The sequence below is a fragment of the Paenibacillus sp. GD4 genome (genome assembly GCF_030846225.1).
GTDB classification, from domain to species: domain Bacteria; phylum Bacillota; class Bacilli; order Paenibacillales; family NBRC-103111; genus Paenibacillus_G; species Paenibacillus_G silviterrae.
Genome location: NZ_JAVCYK010000001.1, coordinates 3,970,627 through 3,981,994, shown reverse-complemented (window position 1 = coordinate 3,981,994; position 11,368 = coordinate 3,970,627). Strand labels below are relative to the sequence as shown.

The following is an 11,368-nucleotide window of genomic DNA, read 5'->3' as shown; positions in this document are numbered from 1 at the left end:
AATCCAGCTTATGGGGATGATACGTCTTGGCATCAAGCCACATATAGCACCTGAGGTGAAAGCTAATGGAAACTACGTATATCGAGAATATACAGACGCAGCCCCACGAGGTCGGCATTCCCGATCCTCCTGATCATTGGGTAGGGGCAGCCCAAGACGATATGTTCCTCAGGCGCCATGCCGGAAGAAAGATAACCGAGGAAGAGTTTATTCGAACGTCGCTTGAAGAGAATCGATTTTGGCTGCGCATTATGATGGAGCATGCCTTTTTCCTGAAGATTTCTATGCCCTCGGATGCGGAAAGCTTCATTCGGCAAGCCTCTGAATTCGAGCAAGCCTTCGAGACTCAGCTTCAACGCGCATTACACGAAACCAGCGAGGATGCAGCCTCGGCCGAGCAGCTAAACCTGGATACCATTCAATTGCTGCAGGACGCGATGGATTTCAAGCAAGAGGTTTTTAACCGCAATGCTAATGGAGAATATAGGGGATTTAACTGGACGAAGACGGCCGAGCACATTCGCCGGGAGCCGCTCTATGTTATCAAGTTTTTGAAGCGTTTGAACAGCCGAATTGAACGACCTCTCATTGAAGAAGTGGTAGAGGATAACGAATTTTTTCTGAAAATCATGGCGGAGCATGGGGCGTTTATGTCTCATTTTCTCGATCCGGACGAGGATGACCTCATCGATTTGACCCGTCTGATGTGTTCCAAGTTTAAGCTGCTGACCATGCAAGCCCGCAACCTTGAAATCGAGCCTCCGACGAAGACGGGATTATTGTCGCAGCTTACGATTTTTCGAGGATCCACACTGCTCTTTCACGGCTTCTCCGAGGAGGTTCACCGTCTCACCCAGGATCGCCAAATCCGGGGTATCGTCGATCCTAATCTGACCGGTCATATTACGCGGGAAGCGGCAAAATATATATCCGTGCTGGACCGGATGGAAGCGAGAATCAAAGCGGAGCACACATGATAATAAAGAATTGGAGCGTACATCATGAGTACCTTTATATTGCCTAGATTTCTGCAGGACCTGGAGCTGGAGCAGCCGAATGAGCCGATAGATACGTTTACCAACGGGGCAGAGGGATTCGATCTGGATCGAGAGGGAAGCACACGATTAAGCGATGAGGAGTTCGTTTCACGTTCCCTGGAGGAAAATCAGTTCTGGCTTCGCATTATGATGGAGCATGCCTTCTTTCTGCGTATGGGTTTCCCGCCGGATGCACTCAAGCTGATCAAACGCGCACAGGAATTTGAGGATATTTTCGATCGGCAGCTTGAGCGGGCTTATCAAACCGCGGCGGAGCCTGACGCTGTGCGGAGGCTGAACGAGGACACGCTGATTTTGACCCACAAGATAGCGCTCTTCAAGCAAAACGTATTGGAAGAGGTAATGGGGAAGCTGCGCGGGTTTAACATGCCGCTTTTGATCGAACATGTCCGCAGGGAAGCTTTATACTTTCTCAAAACGTTAAAGCAAATCAACAACCGCAGGATACATCCGGTAGCGGACGATATTGTTGATGAAAACATCTTTTTCCTGCAGATCATGGCGGAGCATTCCAAATTCATTGCCCATCTGCTGGATCCCACAGAGGAGCTGCTTGTTCAGCAGGCAAGAGAATTCGGTCAAACGTTTGATTTGCTTTTATATCAAGCCAAGCATTTGGACTTCGGCGCTCCCTCTTCCCCGTTGGTGCGAAACCAGCTGACCATTTATAAAGGAGCGGCAATGGAGCTGCGAACCTTTAAGGAGCAGGCTACGAAGCTGATTGAAACCTGTCAGGTACGCAGTGTGATTGACCCGAAGCTAGCCTCCCATGTTACAAGAGAGGCTGCCAAGTTTTTATCCATCATCGACCAATTGGAAGCGAGACTCTGAGAAAAAAGCAATCCGGGGCCCCAGCTTATAGCAAGGGCCCCGGAGGTCAATCGATTCTATGCTTACCGGAATTGGCCGGCATCGATCGCTTTTTGCTTCTCATTCAAAATCTCTTGGTAGCCGGCTTCGAGGAACTTCTTCTTAGCCTCCGCGTACACCGTATCAAACTTGTCCGTAGGGGCGAGAACGACCTTCAAATACTGCTCCTGGAAGAGGGCGTTCAGGTCCGCCTTGTACTCGTTCACCTTCTTGAGTACTACGGTGAACATCGCGTCCGGAGTGCGATATGGACTGGTAGCATCCCAATTTTTCACTAGCTGCTCTGCCAGCTGCTCATATCCGGCCGGCGACCAGTTGCGCAGATTCGCTTTCTTCGTCAACTCCGGTGTGGAGAACTCGGCAATTTCGGTCACAAGCGCCCAGTAATCCTTGTTGTTGTTTTGAGAAAGCTTCGACTCGCCTTTAAAGTCTGCAGCTTTCTTCGGCAGGCCATCGGATTCAAGTGTATAGTTCTGTCCTTCGACGCCATTCTGCAGGAAGAACAGGTTTTTCGGCTGGCTCATCCACTCTAGATACATCCAGACGGCTGCGCGTTCCTTCTCCGACGATTTGTGATTAATGCCCATGATGAGTCCGAACGGCCAGTCGGCGCGGCCCTGCGGCTTGCGTCCTTGAGGCACGCCGGCTTCAGGAGGCACCACAGCAAACTGGGCTCCCGGGTTGTTTTTCAGCGTAGCGGCGAATACGTCGGTATTGCTCGCCATGTAGAATCCATAGGTGCCCGTCTTACCTGCAACGAACTCGGCCTTAACCTTGTTGTCGTCATCACGAAGATAAAATTCCTTATCGATAAGACCGTTATTATATTGGTAGTTCAAGTTGCGCAGCCAGCGTTCCGTATCGGCTGTTGTGAAATCCGCGACGGCCAGATCGGAATAAAGCGCGCGGTACTTGGGATCGATCGGCCAATCACGGAAGGCATAGCTGTAATTGAATACGTTCCTGGTTAAGGATCCGCCCGCGACACCCAAACCGGCTTGCTTCCACTTGGCGAGCATCTCGTTGAATTTCTCGAGCGACGTCAGATCCTCCACCTTCATGCCGACCTTCTCGACCCAGTCTTTCCGGATTATACTAACCCAGTTATTATAGTTCGGACGTGCGGCGAAGACGAACGTTTTCTTTCCGTCAACGGTGCCGTATTGTTCAATGGTTTTGCTCATGTTTTTCCAGTAGGTCGGGGCATACTTCTTGATCTCGTCATGATTCAGCGGCTGCATGACGCCCTCGCTATAGTAAGCAAGCGCTTGTGGCATGTCATAATGGAAAATAATATCCGGCGCTTTGTTAGCGGCAAGCAGCTGTTGGAAATCCCTGACTTCATTATTTCGCGTAATCGGAACAAAGTTCACTTTAATGTTATTTTTGTCGCCGAATTCCTTTTGGATCCATCGAGTATAGTAATTGTCTGCTACATTCCAGCCCTCGAACGCACGTTCATAGACCGGAATATCGAGATTGACCGTCTCCGTAAAGCCTTTCGAATAGTCTGTCGAGCTAGAGCTGGAACTTGCGGAATTTCCTTGGCTCTCGTTTTTGTCTGCCGTGCAGCCCGCGAGCAAGCCGACACTCATCACAGAAGCCATAAGAATAGGAATCACTTTCAATTTGCCCATTGTATTTCCCCCATTTCAATGATTTTAAGCTATTCCTTGACAGCTCCAAGCATGGCTCCCCGAACAAAATATTTCTGGATAAACGGATAGACGCAGATGATCGGCAGTGTCGCGAATACGACAACCGACGCCTTGAGCACCTCCGGATTGCTAAGCGATACGTTGGTAGCCTCGAGCTGGAAGGTTTCGCTCGCCTGAATAACCAGGTAATACAATTTCAGCTGCAATGGCCTTAGATCGGTATTCTGTTTAATATAGAACAGCGCATCTTGATAAGCATTCCAGCGACCGACCGCGTAAAACAAGGACAACGTCGCAAGGATCGGCTTGCAAAGCGGAAGTACGATGCTGAACAGAATTCGATAATGTCCTGCCCCATCGATCCTCGCCGATTCCTCCAAGCTAACCGGGATGCTGCTAGCGATCGAGCTTCGTAAGATCAGCATATTGAAAGCGCTGAACGAAAGCGGAAGCACGAGCGACCATATGGTGTCAAGCATCCCCAGACTATTCACCAGCATATAATCGGGAATAATACCGCCTCCGAAATATAAGGTGAACACAAAGAGGAAGGTCAGCACTGAGCGCCCCTTAAGCTGCTTGCGCGATAGCGGGTAAGCCGCGCAAATCGTTACGATCATCCCCAAAATCGTGAACAGCACCGTTACAAGGACAGAGACGTAAAGAGATCTCATGATGCTGGCGTCGGCAAAAATCTTTTCGTATGCCCCCAAAGTGAAGCCAGCCGGCCAAAGATATACTTTGTTAGCGATTACATAAGCGTCGTCACTGAACGATTTGGCAACAACGTGAATGAACGGCAGCGTACAAGCCAGGGAGGCGACAATCAGTACGAAGCGAATCAGCAAATCCCATATATCCAGACGCCATCGACGCTGTACGGAATTGGTGTAATCAGATGTTTTCATGGTTCGCCTCCTTTCCTAAATCAATCCGTCTTCGCCCAGCTTCTTCGCAATCCTGTCAGCGAGTAAAACCAGGACCAGTCCGATGACGGCTTGAAACAACCCGAGTGCGGTTGCGCGGCTAAAGTTACCGCTCTCAATCCCCCACCGGTAAACCAAAACGGGAATGGTCGTAGTGAATTCGGTGGTCGCCTTATTCGCTAAGGCCAGGATTCGCTCGAAGGATCCGCCCATGACATTGCCTAAACTCAAGATCAGCAGGGTCACGATCGTCATTCGTATTGAGGGCAGCGTAACGTTCCACATTTTCCTCCATCTTCCCGCACCGTCAACGACAGCCGCTTCATATAGCTCCGGGTTAATGCCGCTCATCGCAGCCAGATAAATGATGGTGCCCCATCCCATGCTCTGCCACACGCCGATCAGCAAATAACTGATCAGCCAATTGGTGTCCTCCTGCAGGAAGGGGATTCGTTCACCCCCAAGCGCCGCAATAGCATTATTAACCATGCCGTTGCCTTCCGCCAGAAGCTGATAGGCGATGGCGCCGATAATAACCCAGGACAAGAAATGCGGCAAATAAAGCAACGTCTGGTTCACACGTTTGAATCTGATACCCTTAATCTCATTAAGCAACAAAGCGAGCACAATGGGCGCTGTAAAGCTAAACAGGAGATCTAAAATATTCAGCATCAACGTATTCCGAATGGCGCGAATGAAATCAGGTTTGGCAAATAAATCTTGAAACACTTCAAGTCCAACCCATTCGCTCCCCCAGAAGCCCTTTGCGATCTTATAGTCTTTAAAAGCCAGCGTAAGTCCGAACATGGGCGCATACTTAAAGACCAGCACCATCACTAAAGGAATAACCAGCAAACTATAGAGCTGCCAATCCCGTTGCAAATAGTATACGAACCCCCGTTTTTTTACCAATAAAGCGGTTTCATTTGTGGGATTGGGTGTAGATATGGCTTTCACACATTCACCTCCTCTATGCAGGTCTCTCTTCGATTCTATCCACTCCGGATGATTCCGAGCTCGCACTTATCTTACCCTCACCTCTGCTGGCCGGTAAATCGACAGTATTGATTATGACTTGCCATATTTGATTCATCCCTTATGTTTCCTGAGATTTGACTCGCACTAATGATCACTTTTGTACCCTGATGAGCAAAAATATAACTGTCTCCTTCAGTAAAAATACTGAAAAAGACAGCTCGCAGATGCGTTTATCCTTTTTTGTGATCGTTGCACTATTTTGATTACATTGTCTGAGACTTCGCCGTCTTATAGCCGCTCGGAGTCATGCCTTCGAATTTACGAAAAAAACGGTTGAAGCTTTTCACATTGTAGTATCCTACCTCTAACGCTATCTGCGAAATGGTAAGCTTGGATTCCACCAGCAGCTGCTTCGCCTTCTCAATACGCAATCGATTCAGATGATCGATCAAGCTCATGCCTGTCATTTCGTATACGATCTTTCTCATGTAAGAGTAGCTGATGCCGATTTCCTTCGCCATTTCCTCAAACACAATTTCCTCCCGGTAATGCTCATGTAAATACTCCATGATCGGCTTGCTGTACTTGTTGGCTTCGTCTGAGGTGCGGGCAATGTACTGAACAATGTCCGTATAAAACTTGTTCAGATATTCCTCAAGCTCATCTAACGTATCGATGGAGGCAAGGGAAGCATAAATATTGCCCCTTCCTGCAAAAATGCGTGATGTACTGACGTGATTTTCTCTAAGATGCTTAATGGTGACGCCCGCTAGTTGATTATAAATGAATAAGATATTATCGTAAGAGATGTATTCAGCCGATCGGATTACACTGCCGATGGTCTCCAATTCTTTAAGAATGCTGGTAAGGTCGCCCTGATCCAGAAAGTTGAGGATGCGCCGTTCGCTATTGGAGGGGTAAATATACTTCTTATCACTTCTGTCCTTCTCCTTCCAATAAGAGATGCCGCCGCTCCCCGCGATCATGCGATGCTTAGTCACCTCCATCGCTTCGGCAGCACGTTCGGAGACCAAATCAATCGAATTCGCCGAGCTGCTAACCCCGATGGTGACGGTGTGGCCAAGCACCTCAGCCGCTTGATCCCGAAGCTCGCTAAGCGCAGAATGAATACACCTGCAACCGCTTTCAGTTTCCTCCTGACTGTAGTTGATCACGAATACGAAGCAGCCGTCACCTTGGTAAACGCCTCTAGCATAGACTCCTTCGGGGAACAGCACGTCGCAAGTGGAGAGCATTAGGTAACGGTGGTAGCTGCGTGTCTCCGGGTTGTTCGTGCTCACGTACCTCCTGTATCTGTCGATGGAGACAACGGCCACTAGGAAGTAAGCGAAAGGAAAAATTTCAGCAGCCTGCGGGTGAAATTCGCCTCGAAGCAGATTATGGACCGCCAAACTTCGGGCATCCTGTTCGCGAATATTCAGCAGCTTATGGAGCACCTCCTCATCCTCCTGCATGCGCCGGAACGCCGCATCGAGAAAAGCAAGCTCATTCCTCCCCTTAATATCCAAATTGCCGCGCCTGCGCAGCGTTCGAACCAGTTCCCTTGCCGGCTTGGACAACCACGTCGCGAGAAACACCGTCAGACCCGTCCCGACAAAAATAATAATGGCAGTCAGCACGATAATCTTGCGCTGCAAGGTATGCGATTTGGTCATCAGTCCGTCGACCGAGTAAATGTTCACATTGAGCCATCCGAATTGCTTTGACCTGGACCACGTGTACAGTAAACGTTCGCCCTCAAGCTCGTGGAATACATATCCCTCCGCTGATACATTCTCCATAATCTCACGCATATACGGCACCTCACTGCCGTTCTTAAGCAGAAGGCTTTTGTCATTGTGGGAAATGACGGTTCCGTTTGCATCCATGAGGAAATAAGCTTTTTCGTCCGCCTCCGATGAATGCACGTATTGCTCGATTTGACTTTCCCGTAAATTCACAACGATGATGCCTCGCGTTGTAGTTGACAGCCGGTTGAGAGGAAACACGTACGATACGACATGAATTCCTGAATCCAGCTTCCGCGGATACCATACGCCGGTGATCCCCCCGCGGCCCGCCAGCGCCTCCTGCATCCAAGCGAAGGACTCGTACCCGTCCAATCTGGTGATACCCTTGTCTGTTGATACCACGTAGTCCGAATCGCTGAGGTAGAAGAAGGAGGAATAGACTCCGTCAACCGATTTGTTTAAATCTAACAGGTCCTGGTGCACGGCCAGCGCGTCCCTGACGTTAGTAAAGTTCGAGTTGACTTCGGTATAGGTTTTGTATGGACGGATCCGGTCGAAGATGTGGGTATCGGCAAGACGTATTGTGTTTTGAGACATGACGTTTAGTGCGTTTTCTTTCAAATTGCGGCTTGCGTTCAAGCCGGCGAGCGAGGATTCCGCAATGGCGTACTCCGAATCCCGCAAAATTTGGTCGCCGCTGTACCATGTTAAGATACCCGTGGGGACAGCCATGACGCAGAACAGGATTAATGCCAGCTGAAGCATCATCGGAAATCGTTTCATTTTGACCTCCTTTCAATATACTAACTTACCATAGATTTCAAAGTAGTTATTTACATCATTATACAATAATTTGTATTTTGGGGTATACACCTGACCCCTCTGTCAGACCGGCTCCGCTTTTAGGCACACTTTAAAAAAAGCAAAGAGGCGCACCTGCGCCCCTAAGTTTACCTCCTATTAAGCCATCCACTCGTGCTCGTATACCTTCCGCTGCCCGTGTGCCTGGACCGGTGCCGCCTCGATGACCGGCTCCGCTTCGCCGGCCTCTGCCATACGGCGTACCAGCCTATCGCGCAGCCGTTCGGCTACCGGGCGGTGGGATTCCATACCGATGAGGTTCGTAAGCTCATAGGGGTCGGCGTAAAGGTCGTACAAGTATTGCTCCACATAACGGTCAGAGCCTGAATCCTTCACCGGGTCGCGATCCGGGGCATTGACGCAGTATTTCCAGCGCTGCGTCCGGATGGCGCGTCCCACCTGGGATTCGCTGATTTGCACAAACACCTCCTCCTGCCACCCTTCCTTATTTCCGTGCAGCAGAGGAAGGACGGATTTGCCCTGCATATGCTCAGGAACGGCTACACCTGCACCGTCCAATAACGTCGGCACCAGGTCCACAAGGCTGACCAGCTCGCGAACCGTGCCGCCTCCCGTAAAGCCCGCTCCATACAGGGCGGTAGGGATCCGGATGGAGCTTTCGTGGCAGGATCGTTTGTATTCTGCGTTACGGGTTTTAAAATGCGATCCGTGATCGGACGTATACAAAATAATGGTATTTTCGGCCAGATCCAAGCTGTGCAGGGCGTCCATTACACGACCGAGCGCCTCATCCAGCCTTTTCACCATGCCGTAATAGCCGCCGAGATGCTGATGAGCCGTTCCGTTGAGCGCAGCCAGGTCGGGAGGTATGTAACGTCCCGTATAAGAGTCCCGGTAAACGAGCGGCGCCGGATAATCGTCCCGATGATTCTGGTGGTGCGGCTCCAGGTAGGAAAGGAACAGGAAGAACGGCTCCTTCTTCTTCTCATCGATATACCGGATAGCCGCATCCGTCATGGCATCCACGCGGTACCCCGGCAGCTTAACGCTATTGTTGTCGTTATCGTAAAGCACAGTATGATATGCATCCGAAGTATGCTCCAGCGAATCGGCAGCAAGCCAATACTTGTACCCGCCGCGTAAATGCTCGGGCACCGGTTCCGTTCTGGTAGCCGCCAGGTGCCATTTGCCAATATAGCCGGTCTCATAGCCGTGCTCATTGAAATAATGGGCAAGCGTCGGCAAATCTTCCCGTAAAGGGATACCGTTCTTGTAACAGCCGGTCGCAGTTGCGTACATCCCGGTTTGCAGACTCGATCTGGCCGGTCCGCACACAGGCTGACACGTAAACGTATGCTCCAGATGGGTGCCGTAACGCGCCATCCGGTCAAAATTAGGCGTTAAACCAAGCGGGTTGCCATGAACCCCCGTTGTGTCCCAGCGCTGCTGGTCGGTGAAAAATACGATGACATTCGGCTTCTTCATGTATAAGCCCTCCCGTTATCCTTTTAAACCAGTGGTAGATATGCCTTCCACAAAATATTTTTGCGCCATAAAAAATACGGCCACACACGGAACGATCGTTACGACGGACATGGCCATGACCTGGTTCCAGTTGACCGCCCCTTCGTTATCGAGCACCATCCGCAAGCCTAACGCCACCGGAAATTTCGATACGCTGTTAATATAGATCAAAGCGTTAAAAAATTCGTTCCACGTCCATATGAACTGAAAAATACAAACCGAAAACAGGGCCGGCTTGGACAAAGGCAGCAGCACCTTCACCAAAGTACCGAAGCTGCTGCAGCCGTCCATTTCCGCAGCCTCGTCCAGCTCCCGGGGAATACCGCGGAAGAACTGAATCAGCAGAAAGACAAAGAACGCGTTAACCGCTAACAAGGCTGGGACATAGAACGGCCAGTACGTGTTAAGCCAGCCGAAATTTTTAAACAAAATGTACCGTGGGATCATAATTACGGCGTCAGGCAGCATGAGCGTCGATATCATCATAATAAATAAAAACCGTTTCAATGGGAATTGAAATCTGGCAAAGCCGTAGGCTACGATGACGCCGGACAGCGCCGTAAAGATCACGACCGGAATCACAAGCTTAAACGTATTGAGGAAAAAGACGCTGAAATTGTTTCTCCCTATTCCTACCCAGCCTCTGATATACGAATCCCAGATGATTTCCGTCGGGATCAGACCGATCGTTGTAAACACTTCTTTATTCGGCTTGAAGGAAGCCGAAATCAGCCACAGTAACGGGTAAACGAACAGAATCCCGAACACAGAGAGAAGAACGATCGTAGCAATTTTGCGTTTTGTTGTCACTTGCCATCCCCCCCGTCTTCATAATGGGTCCACCGGTTGGAGGTTCCGAACAGCACAAACGTAAATACAAGAATGATGATAAACAAAACCCACGAGAGAGCCGAAGCATACCCCATTTTGAAGAAACGAAACGCATTCTCATACAGCATAAGCCCATACAGATTCGTTGACTTCACAGGTCCCCCGCCGGTTATGACAAACGCAGCCGTAAACTGCTGGAACGCATTAATCATTTGCATAATGAGATTAAACAAAATAACGGGCGTTAGCAACGGGAGCGTTACGCTGAAGAACGTCCGGAGCCTGGAGGCGCCGTCCACCTTGGAGGCTTCATACAGCTCCTTGGGGATTTGCTTCAAGCCGGCCAGAAACAAAACCATCGAGGAACCGAATTCCCAGATCGGCAGCAGCGAAATCGTAAATAAAGCCAGCTTCGGGTTACCCAACCAGTCGATAGGACCGATGGAAGCATAGGACAGCGCCTTATTCACAAGACCTTCGCGCATAAACAGAAAACGCCATAATACCGAAACCGCGATACTGCCCCCGAGAATCGACGGTAAATAATAAACGGTACGGAAAAAGTTAATACCCTTTATCTGTACATTCAATATGATGGCGATCAACAGAGCGAAGACCAATTTGCCGGGTACGGCCATCAAAACATACAGGAATGTGACCTTCAAGGAATTGTAGAAATCAGGGTCCTTCGTAAAAATTTCCACGTAGTTGGCAAGACCGACAAAGCTCGGTTGCTTCACCATACTGTAGTCGGTAAAGGAATAATACAAAGAAGCGACAAAGGGGTATAACGTTAGGACCAGAAATCCTATCAGCCAAGGGCTGATATACAGCAAGCCAATATATCGTTTGCTATTCCGCCTTAATCGGGACCGTACGGAAACAGTAGGAGCTATAGCTGCCGTTTGCTTGCTCATGGTTTACCTCCACCCTTTCAATCCGGAAAAGTA

At 49.7% G+C, this 11,368-nt stretch carries 9 protein-coding genes; 2 read left to right on the top strand and 7 right to left on the bottom strand.

Annotation, left to right across the window (positions count from 1 at the left end):
• Nucleotides 1-65 precede the first annotated feature (65 nt).
• Together RAC89_RS19290 and RAC89_RS19285 are read left to right on the top strand one after the other, a co-directional pair.
• On the top strand, nucleotides 66-977 hold the full coding sequence (locus RAC89_RS19290; RefSeq protein WP_306615331.1) for a DUF2935 domain-containing protein: 912 nt from the start codon (nucleotides 66-68) through the stop codon (nucleotides 975-977).
• 24 nt (nucleotides 978-1,001) lie between these two features.
• Complete coding sequence (locus RAC89_RS19285; RefSeq protein ID WP_306615330.1) at nucleotides 1,002-1,889, top strand: DUF2935 domain-containing protein; 888 nt, start codon at nucleotides 1,002-1,004, stop codon at nucleotides 1,887-1,889.
• A 62-nt stretch (nucleotides 1,890-1,951) separates the two neighbouring features.
• On the opposite strand, the gene RAC89_RS19280 is transcribed toward RAC89_RS19285, so the two are convergent.
• The 7 genes from RAC89_RS19280 to RAC89_RS19250 form a co-directional block, all read right to left on the bottom strand.
• The gene (locus RAC89_RS19280) at nucleotides 1,952-3,565 is read right to left on the bottom strand and encodes a type 2 periplasmic-binding domain-containing protein (RefSeq protein WP_306615329.1); all 1,614 of its coding nucleotides are present in this window, start codon (nucleotides 3,563-3,565) and stop codon (nucleotides 1,952-1,954) included.
• A gap of 29 nt (nucleotides 3,566-3,594) precedes the next feature.
• Nucleotides 3,595-4,494, bottom strand: a complete 900-nt coding sequence (locus RAC89_RS19275) for a carbohydrate ABC transporter permease (protein ID WP_284638149.1) — start codon at nucleotides 4,492-4,494, stop codon at nucleotides 3,595-3,597.
• Nucleotides 4,495-4,509: 15 nt separating this feature from the next.
• Nucleotides 4,510-5,469 (bottom strand): ABC transporter permease, encoded by a 960-nt coding sequence (locus tag RAC89_RS19270; RefSeq protein WP_306615328.1) that lies wholly within the window; start codon nucleotides 5,467-5,469, stop codon nucleotides 4,510-4,512.
• Nucleotides 5,470-5,753: 284 nt separating this feature from the next.
• A complete protein-coding gene (locus RAC89_RS19265) occupies nucleotides 5,754-8,024 on the bottom strand; it encodes a helix-turn-helix domain-containing protein (protein WP_306615327.1) in 2,271 nt (756 codons plus the stop codon).
• 177 nt (nucleotides 8,025-8,201) lie between these two features.
• Nucleotides 8,202-9,548 (bottom strand): sulfatase family protein, encoded by a 1,347-nt coding sequence (locus RAC89_RS19260; RefSeq protein WP_306615326.1) that lies wholly within the window; start codon nucleotides 9,546-9,548, stop codon nucleotides 8,202-8,204.
• A 15-nt stretch (nucleotides 9,549-9,563) separates the two neighbouring features.
• The gene (locus tag RAC89_RS19255; RefSeq protein WP_306615325.1) at nucleotides 9,564-10,397 is read right to left on the bottom strand and encodes a carbohydrate ABC transporter permease; all 834 of its coding nucleotides are present in this window, start codon (nucleotides 10,395-10,397) and stop codon (nucleotides 9,564-9,566) included.
• Complete coding sequence (locus RAC89_RS19250; protein WP_306615324.1) at nucleotides 10,394-11,335, bottom strand: carbohydrate ABC transporter permease; 942 nt, start codon at nucleotides 11,333-11,335, stop codon at nucleotides 10,394-10,396. The genes RAC89_RS19255 and RAC89_RS19250 overlap by 4 nt, the downstream gene beginning before the upstream one ends.
• Nucleotides 11,336-11,368: the final 33 nt, after the last annotated feature.

Bases quoted from the DNA above. Each gene is read 5' to 3' on its own strand.
- RAC89_RS19290 (WP_306615331.1), top strand. From the start codon at position 66: ATGGAAACTACGTATATCGAGAATATACAGACGCAGCCCCACGAGGTC.
- RAC89_RS19285 (WP_306615330.1), top strand. From the start codon at position 1,002: ATGAGTACCTTTATATTGCCTAGATTTCTGCAGGACCTGGAGCTGGAG.
- RAC89_RS19280 (WP_306615329.1), bottom strand. From the start codon at position 3,565: ATGGGCAAATTGAAAGTGATTCCTATTCTTATGGCTTCTGTGATGAGT.
- RAC89_RS19275 (WP_284638149.1), bottom strand. From the start codon at position 4,494: ATGAAAACATCTGATTACACCAATTCCGTACAGCGTCGATGGCGTCTG.
- RAC89_RS19265 (WP_306615327.1), bottom strand. From the start codon at position 8,024: ATGAAACGATTTCCGATGATGCTTCAGCTGGCATTAATCCTGTTCTGC.
- RAC89_RS19260 (WP_306615326.1), bottom strand. From the start codon at position 9,548: ATGAAGAAGCCGAATGTCATCGTATTTTTCACCGACCAGCAGCGCTGG.
- RAC89_RS19250 (WP_306615324.1), bottom strand. From the start codon at position 11,335: ATGAGCAAGCAAACGGCAGCTATAGCTCCTACTGTTTCCGTACGGTCC.